Here is a 15394-nt window from a genome sequence, read left to right on the forward strand (position 1 = left end):
TCGCCCCCCCGGTCACAGGCAATGGAATCGTCACAGATAAAATATGAATTGTGGTGTGTATCCGCTTGTATCCAAATCGTTTACCCCGATCCAATTGTTGGATGACTTCCGAGCCGACGGGCGGTAGTTTCGCGCCTGCAGCGGGCCAGAAGGCGATTGCGCCATCTTCTTCCTTAACGATCGTGGCAATCTCAATCCCATTCTTAGACAAAAACCCGGAATCACGTGACTAACCGCGGCGAGTTGGATTGAAAATGGAGTGATCAAGAACGATCCCACAAAGAACCGTGACCACAACAACCCGCCCGGGCGGGGTCTAAAAATAAGCGTCCCGAAAGAGCGGCTCGATCATAGCTTAGCCCTTGAACACAGATGGCAAGATACGCTCGTCACCGTCCAACCAGTCAGGGACAGGAAGGTTCTTTGACCGAAGGAATGCCGGGTTGAACAGCTTTGACTGATAGCGGCTACCGTAGTCGCACAGAATAGTTACGATATTATGCCCCGGGCCCATGTCACGAGCCATCCGCATCGCGCCGGCCACATTGATGCCCGACGAGCCCCCAAGGCAAAGCCCCTCATCGCGCAGCAAATCAAACACAATCGGCAAAGCCTCGACGTCTTTCACTTTGTAGACGTCATCTGGTGTGAAGCCCTCAAGGTTTGCGGTCACACGCCCCTGCCCGATGCCTTCAGTGATGGAATCGCCCGGAGCCGGGTCTTTGCCTGTATAAAGTTTATAAAGCCCCGACCCGTCAGGATCAGATAGCGCGACCTTCACGCCTTTGGGCTGCAACGCCTCGCCCACACCCGCCAAGGTTCCGCCGGAACCAACAGAGCAAACAAACCCGTCAACCGAACCATCGGTCTGATCCCAGATTTCCGGCCCGGTCATTTCCACATGGGCGCGCCGGTTTGCTGTGTTGTCAAACTGGTTCGCCCAAATAGCACCGTTCGGCGCGGTCTCGGCCAGCCTGGCGGCAAGACGCTCGGAATAGTGAACATAGTTATTTGGGTTTTTGTAAGGAACAGCAGGGACTTGGACAAGCTCCGCGCCACAAAGGCGGATCATGTCCTTTTTTTCCTGACTTTGCGTTTCAGGGATCACAATCACCGTCTTGAAGCCCATCGACGCCCCAACCAGCGCAAGACCGATGCCAGTATTCCCGGCCGTCCCCTCGACAATCGTGCCACCGGCGCGCAGCCTGCCGGACGCCACCGCATCGCGGATAATATAAAGCGCGGCACGGTCCTTAACTGACTGGCCGGGGTTCAGAAATTCGGCCTTCCCAAGGATTTCGCACCCCGTGGCCTTGGACGGGCCTCGCAGACGGATCAGGGGTGTGTTGCCAACGGCTTCGGCAAGATCAGCGCGCACATGCATGAGGGCAGCTCCTATCAGTGTTGCGCACCGTCCTAAGGGGCCGCACAGCAGGTTTCAATGGAGTGCTGCCCGCCGACGAGCACAGCTGCTAGCCAAGCCGATGGCGTTCGTTTTGAAGCCAAAGCGCCGACAACACCAAAGGGCCCGTGTTTGCAGCGCCGCTTTGCACCAAGTCCATCAACAAACTGAACGGAATGACGTGAGACATGATATCCTCGTTTTCGCCAGCCAATCCCCCGATGTGGCCGTCCTTCCCGCTTAAATCGCACGTCGCAACGAAGCTGGTCAGGTGTTCACTGACTGCTGCAGGTGTAGGGTAATAACTGGCGATGCGATGCAGATCGCGCGCCACAACTCCGGTCTCTTCGCGAAGCTCGCGTAGCGCTGCATCTTCCGGTGTCTCAAAAGGGTCAATGCGCCCTGCGGCAGGTTCGACACACCAAGGGTTTGCGTCGCCTCGGCTGAATGCACCGTGACGAAACTGTCGAATGACCAGCACCTGATCAGTTGCGGGATCATAGGGCAGCACCGTAACCGCATCGCCCCCCAAAAGAGAAATACGCTGAACTTCGTTGCTGCGACCACCAGCAAAGGTCTGGAATTGCAGTGTTTCCTCTACAACGTCGAAGAAATCCATCAATGGTCGATGGCTTGACTTGATCGCCACATCTTCGCGTGTTGGTGATGGATCAAAAGCCGAGGGCGAAGGCGACATGCGTGCCCTCAAACGACTTGCCGCGCGATTGCGTACCTGGCCGAATAACTGCGCGGCCTCCTGGGGTGTTTTATTCGCATAAAGGCCGATATAGTCGCGTGCGGCCTCACGGGTCAGGATGCCAAACTTGGATTGCCAATCGGTTAAAGACCATAGGGCACCGGGCGTCCAGCGTCTGGGCTCGGCGAAATAGACCTCGGCAGCCGTTTCGGCTTCCCCCTGCACTACTGTGCAAGGCAAAAGATAATACCCGAACCCAACTTCATAGAAATCAAGCCGCGCTTTGGCGGCTGCGCTGATCTCAACCAAAATCCCCTCGGCAGTCTCGCCATCGGCTTCGACAATGATTGGAAACGACTGGTCCTTGGCCCAGAACACGGCGTGATCGCCAAGGGTTGCAGGCGACGCAAACACCGCCTCTCCAGCGACAATTTCAAGCAGCGTAAGGTCGCACAACGTCCCGTATAGGAAAACCGTTGAATGCGACGTCACGACCAGCGTCGTGCAAAGAACTCTGTGAACCAGGATACGAAGACGGTTCCAACAATCGCTGGGAGGACTACATCCTGGACGGCCGCGATTTTCGCGTATCCTACAAAGAGTTGCGCCATTTCCTGAAGAGCCTCAACAGGGCCATCATAATAGAGCTTCATTGAGCGGCCGAGCATTTCGTACCCTGCCCAGCAAAGCAAGGACCAGAAAACCGTCGCTGCAAGCGTTGTAAAGCCATAGCCGAATGCATGCCGATAAGATTTTCCAGCGCGCCTTCCCAAAATGGTCCAGCCCATAATGAAGCCTATCAAGCCGTTCACCGGAGCGAACCAGCCAAGCCGCGACCCTTCCGGTAAAAGAGGTTTGACAAGATCCGTCAAAAAATACGCGAGCGCGGCAAAGATCATCGCGCCAATAAGTTTTGCGCCCGTGGGCATCGTTTTGTTATCCCGGTTTAGTGACCGTAATCTGAGTTACGTCAATACTTCCGGCGTGAAAGCCCGCAGCGCAAGAGGTTAGATAGAAATTCCACATTCTTCGGAAGCGATCGTCGAATCCGCGCAACGTTTTTACTTCTTCCCATCTTGCGTTGAAAGTCTCGTGCCACCTTCGCAATGTCTGACTGTAGCTTTCGCCGAACTCGATGGACTGCAGAACGCGCAGACCCGCCCTTTCTACTTCGGCCGTAAGGACAGCCGGAGACGGAAGCATGCCCCCCGGGAAAACATATTTTTGAATAAAATCAACACCTTTTCGGTAGACTTCGAAGCGGTGGTCTTCCACAGTAATGATTTGAAGCGTCGCCGAACGGCCCGGCTTTAAGCGTTCGCGAAGCGTGTCAAAATAGACCGGCCAGTACCTTTCACCGACCGCTTCGAACATCTCGATCGAAGCAATTCCATCATAAACCCCGGTTTCGTCGCGATAATCTTGCAACTTAATGTCAACCTTGTCGGAAAGGCCCGCGCGCACCATGCGTTCGACAGCATAGTCATATTGCTCTTGCGATATCGTTAACCCTGTGACCTTTAAACCGCGCTGACCCGCCGCATATTCAGCAAAGCCACCCCACCCGCAGCCGATCTCAAGCACGTGGTCACCTGGATGAACGCCCATCTGGTCGACCATGCTTTCGTATTTTTGTTCCTGAGCCTTTTCAATGTCTTCCTGACCGGTCTTAAACAGTGCCGACGAATACGTCATCGTGTCGTCAAGCCAGAGACTGTAGAAATCATTACCCAGATCATAATGACGCGAAATGTTCTTCTTGGCCTGCGTTTTCGAGTTGTTGTTCATCCAGTGGCGCATCCGTTCGAAGGCGCGCACCACGGCCATGCCGCGGAAACTATAGTAAAGGTCATCGTTGTCTTCGTGGACCACGTCCATGAACGCCTGAAGGTCAGGCGTTGACCACCAACCTTCAAGGTAAGCCTCTGAAAACCCAAGATCTCCTTCTCGGATCAGGCGAGCGAAGACGTCCGGATTATGGATGTGCAATTCGGCAACTGGACCCGGATTCAGACCCTCGACACGGAAAACACGCCCGTCATCCAGATGAAAATCCATCCGACCGTTTTGAAGCTTGCCCGCAAGTGAGTAAGCAGTTGAAAAGTAACGCGGAAGATCCTTTTGACCTTCAAGTGCTGTCAGTGGCGTCATGACCAATCCCCTGATGACGTCACATAAAAACTAACGCGTAAATTCAATTCATCAACCTTTTCTTAAGGTTAATTTGAAGGCAGGATGCAGTCTGGAATGCAGTCGGGTTACCTGAAGCAAAATTGATCAAGAAATCCTGCTTTCGACACCCAAAACCAACGTCGGTACTGCGTCGGGGCAGGCGTCCGCAGCTTTGGGGCAGCTTTTACGCCTTACACCCTAAGATCGCGAAACACCGCCGGAAGCTGTTCGGGAAGGTCTTCAGCAATCAGTCCCGGTCCAAAGTGGCGCGCACAGGCGGCGTGGAGCCATGCGCCAGTCCCCGCAGCCTCAAGGGGCTGCATCCCGCGCGCCATCAATCCGGTGATGAAACCGGCAAGCACGTCACCAGAGCCCGCCGTTGCAAGCCAAGGGGCCGCCGCCTCGCCGGTTGATTTGATGATAACCGCCTGCCTTGCGGGATCGGCAACAATTGTTTCGGGACCTTTCAACAAGACAGTGCAGCCCGCACGCGCCGCCGCCGCGCAAACTGCGTCAACTTGAGTGCCGGCCTGAAGCATTTCGGCAAGATCGGGGAAGAGCCGCCTGAATTCACCGGTATGCGGCGTCAGGATGCAGCCGGGATGCAGCGCCGCAAAGAGCACATCCGCGTTGCGTTCAAAACGCGAGAGCGCATCTGCGTCCAAAACGGTCGCACGCTTGGCCTTCAGAGCCGCCAGAACCATCGCCTGCGTGTCTGGTCCAAGACCAAGTCCTGGCCCAAGGCAAAGCACGTTCAAGCGCGCATCTTCCAGCGCCTCGGTCAGCCCTGGCGCGCCATCAAGCGGGCGACACATAATCGCGGTTGAATGCGTCGCAATCTCGTACAGCGCCGAACGGGGACACCCGAGGGTTACTAGTCCCGCACCGATCCGCAAAGCGCCACGCGCGGCCAGCCGCGCCGCACCTGTCTTGCCTGGACCACCGGTCAGAACAAGCGCATGGCCGTGTGCATATTTGTGGGCATCCGCGGATTTTGAGAGCGCGCCGAGGCGGAGCGATTGCGCGGTGATCTCGGTCAGTTCCATGAATTTTATGCCTCCGGCGGGGATTTTCTGGACCCAAAGACTTACAGTCCAATGTCCATAACAATGAGTTTGCCGACCATGCTTGCGCCCTCTCCTTTTGTGTGGCCCAGTTTCGGGGCGTGGAAAGTGACGGTGAGATCAGGTTTCAGGGGAAATGTGGTGAGACGTTCGCCAGTATCCGCGTCGATGCCGCTTAGGATGTCGACGGCGACAAGTTTGTTGGCTTGCCAGTTGCGCTCGTAGGCGATGGCGTTGAAGGCGGCGGCGACGACGTCTGGCAATGGGCGGGTAAGGCCGATGCCGAACACCGCGTCGATCCAAACATCCGTGGGCGGATCAGCAAAGCGCATATCGCGGCCTTCAAACGGGATCAGCGGTGAGACGACGCCGCCGGTCGATGCAAAAGTGATCGCATTGGTTTTGGCGTCCTGTGGCATGGCGTCGATGCTGCCATAGTGGAACACCTCGACGTCCCAGCCGTAGTCGCGAAAGCGGTTGGCGATGACAAATCCGTCGCCACCATTGTTGCCCGGCCCCGCCAGAATACCGACGCGACGCGGCTGCATCAAAAGCTCGGGCCATGTCTCGAAAATGGCCTTCACGACGGCTTTGCCTGCACGGTCCATCAACTCGAGGCCCGTCACCGCGCCGCTTTCTATTGCCGCCGTTTCTATCGCGCGCATCTCGGCGGATGTTATGGGGTCCGTCATGAGCCTGCCTCCATTTGTCATCTTTGTCGGAAATCACCCGGCCAGACGCAAGGGATCACGCGCGCGATTCAATTACGTCCTTTTTTTGTGCGACATGCGCAAATATTAAGCATAATAAGTGCAATGTCGCGAGGCCACCCAACCGCACCCCGCCCTTACGTTGTGGCCGGTCGCACTGCATGGTCTCACCCTAGAAAACGCGCTGTAAGGGAGTGTAGCAATGAAAAAAGTCGAGGCCATTATCAAACCGTTCAAATTGGACGAGGTAAAGGAGGCACTCCAAGAAGTTGGCGTGCAAGGATTGAGCGTTTTGGAGGTCAAGGGATTTGGTCGCCAAAAGGGCCATACAGAATTGTACCGCGGTGCGGAATACGTCGTCGACTTCTTGCCCAAAGTGAAAATTGAGGTCGTCCTTGCAGACGATCAGGTCGATGCCGCCATTGCAGCGATCATCGACGCAGCAAAAACAGACAAAATCGGCGACGGCAAAATCTTTGTGTCGGACGTCAGCCAAGCCATTCGCATCCGAACCGGTGAAGCCGGTGAAGAAGCGCTGTAAACTAAAACTTACTAGATCAGAGAAAAAGGGTCGCACCTATGAGCAACAAGGACATGTTGAAAACCATCAAGGATGAAGATGTCGAATACGTCGACATCCGTTTTACCGATCCGCGCGGCAAGCTGCAGCACGTGACGGTCATGGCGGATCAGGTCGATGAGGACTTCCTTGAAGAAGGCTTCATGTTTGACGGATCATCCATTGCCGGTTGGAAGTCGATCGATAAGTCTGACATGAAGCTGATGCCAGATGCGTCGTCGGCGTATATGGACCCGTTTTTTGCTGAAAAAACGATCGCGGTACATTGCTCGATCGTCGAGCCTGACACCGGTGAAGCCTATGATCGCGACCCGCGCGGCACGGCTGAAAAGGCAGAAGCATACCTCAAGTCTTCGGGCATTGGCGATGTGGCCTACATGGGTCCGGAAGCCGAGTTCTTCTTGTTTGACGACGTGCGTTTTTCGGTTGAGATGAACAAAGTCTCCTACCAGGTCGATGCGATCGACGCGTCATGGAACACCGACACCGACTACGAGATGGGCAACATGGGCCATCGCCCGGGTATTAAGGGCGGCTACTTCCCTGTTCCACCAATTGACGACGCACAGGACATTCGTTCCGAGATGCTATCGACAATGAAACGGATGGGTATGAAGGTCGACAAGCACCACCACGAAGTGGCGTCTTGTCAGCACGAGCTTGGCCTGATCTTTGGGTCGGTCACCGAGCAAGCCGACCATCTTCAGAAGTATAAGTATGTGATCCATCAAGTGGCGCATGCCTACGGCAAGACAGCGACATTCATGCCAAAGCCGATCGCGGGCGACAACGGCACCGGCATGCACGTGAACATGTCTATCTTCAAAGACGGCAAGCCTCTGTTTGCAGGCGATAAATACGCCGACATGTCTCAGGAAGCGCTGTATTTTATCGGCGGTATTCTGAAGCACGCCAAAGCGTTGAACGCGTTCACTAACCCATCAACCAACAGCTACAAGCGTCTGATCCCAGGCTTTGAAGCACCGGTTCTACGTGCCTATTCGGCAAACAACCGTTCGGGTTGTGTTCGTATCCCATGGGCTGAAAACCCGAAGGCAAAGCGCGTCGAGGCTCGCTTCCCTGATCCGTCCGCAAACCCATATCTGTGCTTTGCGGCGCTGCTTATGGCCGGTCTTGACGGCATCAAAAGCAAGATCGATCCGGGCGAAGCCATGGACAAAGACCTGTACGATCTGCCTCCAGAAGAGCTGGAAGGTATTCCAACGGTTTGCGCGTCCTTGCGCGAGGCTATGGAAGAGCTTGAAGCCGACATGGACTTCCTGCTTCAGGGCGATGTGTTCACCAAAAGCCAGATCGAAGGCTACATGGACCTTAAGTGGGAAGAGATTTACGCCTACGAACACACACCACACCCGATTGAGTTCAAAATGTACTACAGCTGCTAATCGGAGCGGTTGTGAATTTGAGAGAGGGCGCTCCGCTTGGGGCGTCCTTTTTTCGTCGGCCCGACGTATTTATTTAGGCGTCCGCGGTGGGAACGATACGCACAGTCAGAGCACCTCTGCGCTTGAAAGCCCGCCGCGCTATCGAACCTATTGATTAGCGCGCAGCGCGGGTAATAGCTCGCCCGCAGGCGGAAAACCGGAACCAAAACGTCAGGTCCGGACCGCATGGACGCAGTGATCCGGTGGTCCCAACGAATCAGAAGTTAATTTGAACTGAGGCCTGAACGCAGCACCAGCAATCCATTTGAATCCGCCTTCGCCACAATCCGGCATAGAACCAAACGTTCAAAAGGCAGCCTCACCCGCGATGGCATGCTGCACATGATGTTCAAGCTGGGGCAATGTGCCGAACAAAATTGGCGAAGGTTACGCGGGTTCGACTATCTGGCCAAAGTCATCACAGGCGTCAAATTCAAAGACGGAATTGAAACCACACAAAACGACCAGATCGCCGCATGACCCACAATCCTCAAACACCGGATTCGACAATAACTCTCATCCGAGCTGCCACCACCATACCAAGCGAAACTGCTGGGTTAATATGGCAACCTTATAAAGGGGCTAATCCCGTAAGCCATACCGATAAGCGCCAAGCCAAATGCAAAGCCTATACCCGTCAAACCAATATCAGGGCCGGCAATAACCGCTGATCCGCAGCCAATTAAACCAATATAGATGTACCTAAGAATTCCGTGATCTATTTGTTCATTTGTCGTCTCTCTCCTGAATTCGCAGTGAACGGATGTTCAGCGCCTTATTCAAGCCTAGCCAAGAGGAAAGAGCGCTACATTGCTGCATAAAGTGTAAGAACGCCGTTGGACTTGCACAACGGCATATCCGGATTTCGGGCGTGTCATCAGCCGGACCATTAAATCAGGCGGGAGAATGCTTCACGTGCTCCATTCTCCGGCCTCCGCCGAAACAAGAGGAATTTTGCATCCGGTCACCGTCAGGTCTGGCACGCCCACTTTGCCGCTTTCCGACGCAAGCCCGTAACTCAACCCGCGCCCAATCCGGTGGGCAAGTGCGGACCACGCCCGCGCCGGTTGGTGCGGCAGTTCCTGTTCCAGCACCGTATCGAACAGCAAAAGCCAAACCGGGAAATGCTGCGAGTTCACGTTCCCCGCGGCCGCGTGGATTCGCATCGGGTTGCCGTCATATGAGCGCTGCAACAACAGCACGTTACGCCAAAACCGCCCAATCTTTTCTTCATGCTTCGGCCAGTCTGGGACATGCGCGGTAAAGACTGGCCCAAGCGCCGGGTGCGCTCGGACACGGGTGTAAAACTCCGCGACAACCTTGTCGATCTGCGCCTCCGTGACTGGGATGCGCAGTGGCATCGTCAAACCACAACGACCCAGACAACGATCAGGCTCACGACGAGATAGACAAGTGTGTTGACCATCCAGCGGATCAGACCCGCCTCGCCTTTCGGATCAACCCCGAGGCGTTCGCAAGCTTTGGTTCCGGGCCATAGAAATGCTTCTGACAACGTCATGGGGTCACTCCTTAATGCGTATTTAATATGCGCATTATCTAGCGCTTTAAATTACGCATTGCAAATGCTAAATATTGAGCATGCAACTGGATAAATTCACCGATTACGCCCTGCGCGTTCTGATGACCTTGGCTATCCGGGCGCCTGCCAGGGTGCCGACTTCTGAGATCGCGACACTCTATGGATTGTCAGAAAACCATCTTTCCAAAGTCGCAACGAGACTTGCGCGCGAGGGTTTTGTGAATTCCGAGCGAGGGCGTAGCGGCGGTCTCACGCTTGCGCGTCCGGCGAAAGATATCCTTGTGGGTGACGTTGTGCGCGCCATGAAGCGCAATGACCCGGTGGTCGAGTGTTTCGGGACCGACAAGTCCTGTCTTATCCTACCTGCCTGCGGGTTGCGCGAACCTCTGGCGCGGGCTCAGGAGGCATTCTTTGCCACATTGGATCGCTATACACTCGCTGACGTGACCCGATCGCGAACGGCACTTGCGGCATTGCTGTTTGCGTAACTGATCAACTGACTTTCAGCTTCTGGCACGTTGGGATGAATGTGAGCGCCAAACACCTATTGCGACAGGGGCCTCATGCAGCCACGCCGTGTGGCACCTGACCCAACGCGTCGCGCAGAACATCAACCCCGACCCCATCGCAATGCACGCGCTCTGACAGCACGCGGCGCCATGCGCGCGCGCCCGGACGCCCCTGAAACAGCCCCAGCATATGCCTCGACACGTTATGCAGGCGACCTCCGGAAGCAATGTGGGCTTCGATGTATGGCACCATGGCTTCGACCAGATCATGCCGAGTATCGAAAGGATCAACCGCGCCAAAAATCGTGCTATCAGCGCGCGAAAGCGTGTCCCAAGCCGTGTGGTACGCCGCGCGGCCGATCATCACGCCGTCAAGCCCCCTCGCAAGGTGATCTTGGGCCTGGTCAAGCCCTTCGATGCCACCGTTGATTGATATATGGAGGTCCGGAAAGGCCGCTTTCATCGCGTGGACAAGGTCATAATCCAAAGGTGGGATGTCGCGGTTTTCCTTTGGGCTTAGGCCCTGAAGCCAGGCTTTGCGGGCATGGATCGCCACGCGGGTCACGCCGACTTCGCGGATGCGTGAAAGGAACTCCGGAAGCACCGTTTCCGGAGTCTGCTCGTCGACACCGATGCGGCATTTGACCGTGACGGGCACGTCCACGGCCTCGATCATGGCGCCAACGCATGTTGCCACAAGATCGGGCGAATTCATCAAAACAGCGCCGAACGCGCCCGACTGTACACGGTCCGAAGGACAGCCGACATTAAGGTTTATCTCGTCATAACCCTCGCCTGCCCCGATTCGCGCGGCTTGCGCCAGTTCAGCCGAATCAGAGCCACCAAGTTGCAGCGCCACAGGGTGTTCGGCGGCATGGTAAGTCAGAAGATGGGTGGCCCCCCCCCGCACCAGCGCAGGCGCTGTGACCATTTCGGTATAAAGCAGCGTGTGGCGGCTCAGCAGACGATGGAGATACCGGCAATGACGATCCGTCCAATCCATCATTGGCGCGACAGACAGGCGGGCGGCCTTTTCGATAGGGATGGCGGTCATACCGGTGTCTCTCTTGTCGCGCGATTGCTTTCAGGGGCGATGTAGTCGCCCTTGCGCGAAAATGGAAGGCAAGGCGCGTCAGGCGCGGCGCGCACCGTCCTGCCGATCAAGAGTGGCCTCGAATTCAGATTGCGAAATGTCCGCCATAATCGCCTGTTTCATCGCGGCTTTTTGGGTCAGCGGTGCAAGCCCTGCCACGGGCGGGTCGCGATCAAGGTTGGTGGGAAAGGAATATCCCTCGGCCGTAGCCGATAGCACCGCATCAAGGGCGGCTTCGTTGATCTCGCCCGTTTGCCAGGCCCGCGACAGGACTGGAAACAGCGTTTTGCACATCCTAGTGCGGTCGATGGTTTCCATCGCGCGACCGAAAGGTGACGAGATTTGTAAAAGGTTCACCATGCGGCGGACGTCCGCGGTCGTGTTCGCGCCCGCGGCGTGAAACAGCGCCGGGCTGAACAAGATAGCGTCGCCTTTTGCCAAGGGAAGCTGGACGTGGGCTTCCTCGAAATGGGCGCGGAAATCGTCGCGTCGCCAGGCGGCATATCCCGGACGATAGGTCTGCGAGAAAGGCAATAGCTTCGTCGGCCCGCTTTCAATTGAAATGTCGCAATGCGCGATGCCACCCTGAAGCGTCATCAAGGGCGAAAGATCATGGACATGAGCGGGGTATGTGGCGCTAATTTCGGCCGACTGAAAACCAAGGTGGTAGTCACGATGCGCCTGTTGCGGCTGGCCACCGGGATGCACCAGATTCACCTGCGCGGTCATCTGATAATTGGGGCCAAGCCACGCCTCGCACGCCGCATCAATGGCGGCACTTGCGTGGTAGTGTGCAAAGACCTGCGGAGCGGCTTCGCACAACTTTTGCAGTGAATTCCAGATGCGATCGTTCGAGCCCGCGGCTGCAAAGTGGTCGGCCCCTCCGCCTGCCCCGGCTTTTTCGGCCGCGATAACGTCGTTGAAAACAGCCGTTGCCGCATCAATTGCTGCAAGGTCAGTGCAGGCGGATTTCAGAACGAACACGCCAGGTCCACTGAGCAGGATTTTGGCCCATTCCACCATCAGGACGCGGCGTTGCTCTGGTTCGGCCAGCATCTCTTTAAGGCGATTCATGTCGTAGAGCGGCACTTTTTTGGGCGCGCCGCTGGCATGTGGGATGTCGGTCATATCAACCACGCGCGCAGTGATTGCCTTGAACTCGATCAAATCGCAAAGTTCTGCGGCGTAAAATCCGGTGGAGCGGTCAGTAGGCTCGTTCATGATCGTGTATCCTTCTGTATCGTGAACCAAGCATACGCCCACCGCTCCTTGATTTCTCCCAAAAAAACCATCAAGAAACCATCAATGACGCATCGCTTTCCGATCAAAGAAATCGCTCGCCAATCGGGGCTTGGCCCCGCAACCGTCGATCGTGTTTTGAACGACCGAGCCAACGTAAGTCCGCAGACACGAAACCGCGTGCGGGTGGCGATGGACGAACTTGCGCGGCAGGAACAACAGCTTACAGCCCGCGGACGGCGCTTGTTCGTCGATGTTGTCGTCGAGGCGCCACAGCGATTTGCGAACGTGGTTCGGGATGCCGCAGAATCCGTTTTGCCAAGCATCGGGATCGGTGTGTTTCGTCCGCGTTTTCAGATGTATGACTTGATGGGCGACGCCGAAATGGCATCCTGCCTCCACAGCATCGCGCGCCGTGGCAGTCAGGGCGTCTGCCTTAAAGCACGTGATGTACCGAGTGTGCGCGACGCGATTGACCGCCTTGTCGGGAAGGGCATTCCGGTCATCACACTGGTGACGGATGTCCGAGATTGCCGCCGTCACGCCTATGCAGGGCTCGACAATGCCAACGCGGGGCGCACCGCCGCCTATCTCCTAGGTAATACCAGGCGCGGAACCAAGGGCACAGTGATTACAACGCGCAGCCAAGAAGCGTTTTCGGGAGAAGCTGAGCGGTTCCATTCGTTTCGCGAAACGCTCGCCCGACTTTGTCCAGACCTTCACGTGATAGACGTCAGCGGAAGCGGTGGTCTTTCGCGCACAATGCCCGAACATCTTGATTCTGCCGTATCTCAGACATCTCAACTTGCAGGTGTTTACAGCATGGGTGGAGCAAACGCGGCCACTTTGGAGGTACTGCGCCAAAACGGTATCGAAAACCTGCCCTATATCGCCCATGATCTGGACGCCGAGAACCGCGCGCTTCTTGCCGATGGAAAACTAAGCTTTGTGCTGCACCATGATCTGACCAGTGATTTTCGACAGATTTTCATGGCGATCGCGGGACTGCACGGGCTTGGTCCCCGGCCAGAAGAGCGGCTGATCAGCGACATCCAGATCGTGACGCCCTTCAATCAGCCGCAGTCGCTTTGAGGTTCACTTTCAGTCGGCGTCCCGTTGGGCAATCCAGTCGTGCGCCGGGTCGTTTTCAAAGCGCCATTTGCGCAAAGGACCTGCCATGACGTTCAGATAGTACATCTCATAACCATATGGTGCGGCGCAGGGGTGGTGACCTTTGGGGACAAGGACCACGTCGCCATTTTGCACGGCCATCGTCTCATCAAGGCTACCGTCTTCGGTGTAGACCCGCTGCACGCCGAACCCCTGTGCGGGGTTCAGGCGGTGGTAATAGGTTTCTTCGAGATACGTCATGCGTGGGAGGTCGTCTTCGTCATGCCTGTGGCTTGGGTAAGACGACCAGTTGCCGGGCGGTGTGAAGACTTCTGTAACAAGAAGGCTGCCGGCGACGTCACGGGCCTCCATTGCGATGTTGTTGATGAAGCGCTGGTTTTGACCTTTACCACGGGGGGTGAGTTCGATGCCCTCGGGACCAAGCCTTTGAACGGGATAGTCACCTTTGGCGGGCGCCGTGCACACCGCCAACACACAATCTGTCGTGGCCGTGGCAGTCCAAATCGTATCGCCGGGCGCATAAACACAATGCGGTGGTGTTTTTTCGAAAACTGAGATGCGGTCGCCCATCTCGCCGAAGTCGGCGTCACCAACAGTCAGCGTCGCGCGGCCCTCCACCAAAACGAGGATCGCCTCAAGGTCAAGGGTTGACCCTGAAGCGATCTCCCCGGGAGAGAGATGGTAGAGCGCGAAGCCGACATAGCCCCAGCCCGCACTTTTTGGTGTAATGGAGTGGACCTTACCAGAGGTTCCAATCGGTTTGACCAGAAGTTTACTCACACCAGGCCGCCGATCGGGCCTAGCCGCTCCGGCCGCATCATTGCTTCGGGCCCTCGGGTGTAAATCTTCTTAAACTGTTTCTCTTCCATCTCTTTCCTATCCTGTCCCCACTATCCGTCGGTATCTCAAATTAAATGCGAGAACTAGGGGCTGTTGACGTTCGGGATTCCAAATCACCTGATGTCCAAAATGGCAACCTTGCGAGCCTTCGGTTTTCAACAAGCGCAGACCCAGATGTTCAGGCGCTTTCAAGCATAATTCGTGACATAGATCAGATGCAACAACAGGGTACTTTGCAGGTCTGGCCACGGCCACCTATCCCGGAGTTTTCTGACATCGTGTCCATACTTGGCGATGAAATCCATTTCATGCTTCAAGGTCAAAACTCGATCAGTGCCGCGCTGGCCACGTCACAAGACCGCAAGTTTAAGGCAGTGGAGTGCCAGAGTTTCCGCAATGGCTGTGGTACATTCTTTTTTTCCCCAAAAACTGGGTGTGACTTCGTGTTGAAAGCACAAGGCACAATGGCTCTCGGGCAGCACTTGCACCAGAAGATACGCCGCCGTCCGCCCTGGGGTTTCAGTGTCCAGACCAACGTACGCGATCCTGGTTGACGCCGGGATGTCCGCGACCCGCTTACACCGGAATGGCCCCATCGGTCAGATCATCGATGGCACGCCCGCTGGCAGGCAAATCGCGCGCCGTCTCGCAGACGTCTTGGCTTAAGCGCTTGGCGATCCTGGCCAACGCAGACAGGATCTCGGAAGACTTCAGCGAAGCATCGGACCAGGCAACCGCAAGACAAAGGTCGGAAATAAAAAACCGCCACGAAACGTGGCGATGTTCATACGCTGTCAGAATAGGCTCAGACCGTACCGCCAAGGCTACCTTCCAGCGTGGCCAGCTCTTGTCCACCAGCCATCAGATCTTGAAGCTCGTCTGGCGTGATCTGGCCGCGTTGAGCCGTGCCCAGTGTCTTACCCCTGTTCAAAACAGTAAACCGATCGCCAACCGCCAGCGCGCGACCGACGC

The 15394-nt window shown here is 56.2% G+C and carries 16 protein-coding genes and 3 pseudogenes; 5 read left to right on the forward strand and 14 right to left on the reverse strand.

The window, feature by feature from the left end; translation table 11 throughout:
- The 7 genes and pseudogenes from Q1B15_RS09230 to Q1B15_RS23410 form a co-directional block, all read right to left on the reverse strand.
- Nucleotides 1-211, reverse strand: a pseudogene (locus Q1B15_RS09230) (alanyl-tRNA editing protein); the annotation flags it as partial.
- Nucleotides 212-355: 144 nt separating this feature from the next.
- Complete coding sequence (locus Q1B15_RS09235) at nucleotides 356-1384, reverse strand: cysteine synthase A (RefSeq protein ID WP_299753256.1); 1029 nt, start codon at nucleotides 1382-1384, stop codon at nucleotides 356-358.
- 88 nt (nucleotides 1385-1472) lie between these two features.
- Nucleotides 1473-2591, reverse strand: a complete 1119-nt coding sequence (locus Q1B15_RS09240; RefSeq protein ID WP_299753258.1) for an NUDIX domain-containing protein — start codon at nucleotides 2589-2591, stop codon at nucleotides 1473-1475.
- On the reverse strand, nucleotides 2588-3028 hold the full coding sequence (locus tag Q1B15_RS09245) for a TrgA family protein (protein WP_299753260.1): 441 nt from the start codon (nucleotides 3026-3028) through the stop codon (nucleotides 2588-2590). The genes Q1B15_RS09240 and Q1B15_RS09245 overlap by 4 nt, the downstream gene beginning before the upstream one ends.
- A gap of 7 nt (nucleotides 3029-3035) precedes the next feature.
- Entirely contained in the window at nucleotides 3036-4250 is a 1215-nt protein-coding gene (locus Q1B15_RS09250) for a cyclopropane-fatty-acyl-phospholipid synthase family protein (RefSeq protein ID WP_299753262.1), read from the reverse strand.
- A gap of 212 nt (nucleotides 4251-4462) precedes the next feature.
- The gene (locus Q1B15_RS23405; protein ID WP_366141696.1) at nucleotides 4463-5317 is read right to left on the reverse strand and encodes an NAD(P)H-hydrate dehydratase; all 855 of its coding nucleotides are present in this window, start codon (nucleotides 5315-5317) and stop codon (nucleotides 4463-4465) included.
- A gap of 41 nt (nucleotides 5318-5358) precedes the next feature.
- Nucleotides 5359-6027, reverse strand: a complete 669-nt coding sequence (locus Q1B15_RS23410) for an NAD(P)H-hydrate epimerase (protein ID WP_366141697.1) — start codon at nucleotides 6025-6027, stop codon at nucleotides 5359-5361.
- Between the two features lie 220 nt (nucleotides 6028-6247).
- Here Q1B15_RS23410 and Q1B15_RS09260 point away from each other — a divergent pair, with 220 nt between their 5' ends.
- From Q1B15_RS09260 to Q1B15_RS09270, 3 genes and pseudogenes are all read left to right on the forward strand, one after another.
- On the forward strand, nucleotides 6248-6586 hold the full coding sequence (locus tag Q1B15_RS09260) for a P-II family nitrogen regulator (protein ID WP_299753264.1): 339 nt from the start codon (nucleotides 6248-6250) through the stop codon (nucleotides 6584-6586).
- Nucleotides 6587-6624: 38 nt separating this feature from the next.
- Complete coding sequence (glnA, locus tag Q1B15_RS09265) at nucleotides 6625-8031, forward strand: type I glutamate--ammonia ligase (RefSeq protein WP_299753266.1); 1407 nt, start codon at nucleotides 6625-6627, stop codon at nucleotides 8029-8031.
- Nucleotides 8032-8322: 291 nt separating this feature from the next.
- Nucleotides 8323-8550, forward strand: a pseudogene (locus tag Q1B15_RS09270) (IS256 family transposase); the annotation flags it as partial.
- Nucleotides 8551-8981: 431 nt separating this feature from the next.
- On the opposite strand, the gene Q1B15_RS09275 reads toward Q1B15_RS09270, so the two are convergent.
- Together Q1B15_RS09275 and Q1B15_RS09280 are read right to left on the reverse strand one after the other, a co-directional pair.
- Complete coding sequence (locus Q1B15_RS09275; protein WP_299753268.1) at nucleotides 8982-9431, reverse strand: group III truncated hemoglobin; 450 nt, start codon at nucleotides 9429-9431, stop codon at nucleotides 8982-8984.
- 2 nt (nucleotides 9432-9433) lie between these two features.
- Nucleotides 9434-9589 (reverse strand): hypothetical protein, encoded by a 156-nt coding sequence (locus tag Q1B15_RS09280; RefSeq protein WP_299753270.1) that lies wholly within the window; start codon nucleotides 9587-9589, stop codon nucleotides 9434-9436.
- A gap of 80 nt (nucleotides 9590-9669) precedes the next feature.
- On the opposite strand from Q1B15_RS09280, the gene Q1B15_RS09285 reads away from it, so the two are divergent.
- The gene (locus Q1B15_RS09285; protein WP_299753272.1) at nucleotides 9670-10098 is read left to right on the forward strand and encodes an Rrf2 family transcriptional regulator; all 429 of its coding nucleotides are present in this window, start codon (nucleotides 9670-9672) and stop codon (nucleotides 10096-10098) included.
- Between the two features lie 73 nt (nucleotides 10099-10171).
- Here the strand turns inward: Q1B15_RS09285 and dusA are convergent, their stop codons facing one another.
- Both dusA and Q1B15_RS09295 read right to left on the reverse strand, forming a co-directional pair.
- Nucleotides 10172-11173 carry a tRNA dihydrouridine(20/20a) synthase DusA gene (dusA, locus tag Q1B15_RS09290; RefSeq protein ID WP_299753274.1) on the reverse strand — a complete coding sequence of 334 codons (1002 nt, stop codon included), beginning with the start codon at nucleotides 11171-11173 and terminating at the stop codon, nucleotides 10172-10174.
- Nucleotides 11174-11251: 78 nt separating this feature from the next.
- Nucleotides 11252-12433 carry a phytanoyl-CoA dioxygenase family protein gene (locus Q1B15_RS09295; protein WP_299753276.1) on the reverse strand — a complete coding sequence of 394 codons (1182 nt, stop codon included), beginning with the start codon at nucleotides 12431-12433 and terminating at the stop codon, nucleotides 11252-11254.
- A gap of 84 nt (nucleotides 12434-12517) precedes the next feature.
- On the opposite strand from Q1B15_RS09295, the gene Q1B15_RS09300 reads away from it, so the two are divergent.
- Nucleotides 12518-13543: a LacI family DNA-binding transcriptional regulator gene (locus Q1B15_RS09300; protein WP_299753278.1), complete on the forward strand. Its 1026-nt coding sequence runs from the start codon at nucleotides 12518-12520 to the stop codon at nucleotides 13541-13543.
- Between the two features lie 9 nt (nucleotides 13544-13552).
- Here Q1B15_RS09300 and iolB read toward each other — a convergent pair whose 3' ends face one another.
- The 3 genes and pseudogenes from iolB to Q1B15_RS09315 form a co-directional block, all read right to left on the reverse strand.
- Nucleotides 13553-14362, reverse strand: a complete 810-nt coding sequence (gene iolB / locus Q1B15_RS09305) for a 5-deoxy-glucuronate isomerase (RefSeq protein ID WP_299753280.1) — start codon at nucleotides 14360-14362, stop codon at nucleotides 13553-13555.
- 636 nt (nucleotides 14363-14998) lie between these two features.
- On the reverse strand, nucleotides 14999-15244 hold the full coding sequence (locus Q1B15_RS09310; RefSeq protein ID WP_299753282.1) for a hypothetical protein: 246 nt from the start codon (nucleotides 15242-15244) through the stop codon (nucleotides 14999-15001).
- A pseudogene (locus tag Q1B15_RS09315) lies at nucleotides 15228-15394 on the reverse strand (sugar ABC transporter ATP-binding protein); the annotation flags it as partial. The gene Q1B15_RS09310 and the pseudogene Q1B15_RS09315, both read right to left, overlap by 17 nt.

It is taken from the genome of uncultured Boseongicola sp. (assembly GCF_937988555.1).
GTDB lineage: Bacteria > Pseudomonadota > Alphaproteobacteria > Rhodobacterales > Rhodobacteraceae > Boseongicola.

Coding starts and splice junctions, on each gene's coding strand:
- Q1B15_RS09275 (WP_299753268.1), bottom strand. CDS start 9,431: ATGCCACTGCGCATCCCAGTCACGGAGGCGCAGATCGACAAGGTTGTC.
- Q1B15_RS23405 (WP_366141696.1), bottom strand. CDS start 5,317: ATGGAACTGACCGAGATCACCGCGCAATCGCTCCGCCTCGGCGCGCTC.
- Q1B15_RS09235 (WP_299753256.1), bottom strand. CDS start 1,384: ATGCATGTGCGCGCTGATCTTGCCGAAGCCGTTGGCAACACACCCCTG.
- glnA (WP_299753266.1), top strand. CDS start 6,625: ATGAGCAACAAGGACATGTTGAAAACCATCAAGGATGAAGATGTCGAA.
- Q1B15_RS09295 (WP_299753276.1), bottom strand. CDS start 12,433: ATGAACGAGCCTACTGACCGCTCCACCGGATTTTACGCCGCAGAACTT.
- Q1B15_RS09300 (WP_299753278.1), top strand. CDS start 12,518: ATGACGCATCGCTTTCCGATCAAAGAAATCGCTCGCCAATCGGGGCTT.
- Q1B15_RS09250 (WP_299753262.1), bottom strand. CDS start 4,250: ATGACGCCACTGACAGCACTTGAAGGTCAAAAGGATCTTCCGCGTTAC.
- Q1B15_RS09280 (WP_299753270.1), bottom strand. CDS start 9,589: ATGACGTTGTCAGAAGCATTTCTATGGCCCGGAACCAAAGCTTGCGAA.
- Q1B15_RS23410 (WP_366141697.1), bottom strand. CDS start 6,027: ATGACGGACCCCATAACATCCGCCGAGATGCGCGCGATAGAAACGGCG.
- Q1B15_RS09285 (WP_299753272.1), top strand. CDS start 9,670: ATGCAACTGGATAAATTCACCGATTACGCCCTGCGCGTTCTGATGACC.
- dusA (WP_299753274.1), bottom strand. CDS start 11,173: ATGACCGCCATCCCTATCGAAAAGGCCGCCCGCCTGTCTGTCGCGCCA.
- Q1B15_RS09245 (WP_299753260.1), bottom strand. CDS start 3,028: ATGCCCACGGGCGCAAAACTTATTGGCGCGATGATCTTTGCCGCGCTC.
- Q1B15_RS09260 (WP_299753264.1), top strand. CDS start 6,248: ATGAAAAAAGTCGAGGCCATTATCAAACCGTTCAAATTGGACGAGGTA.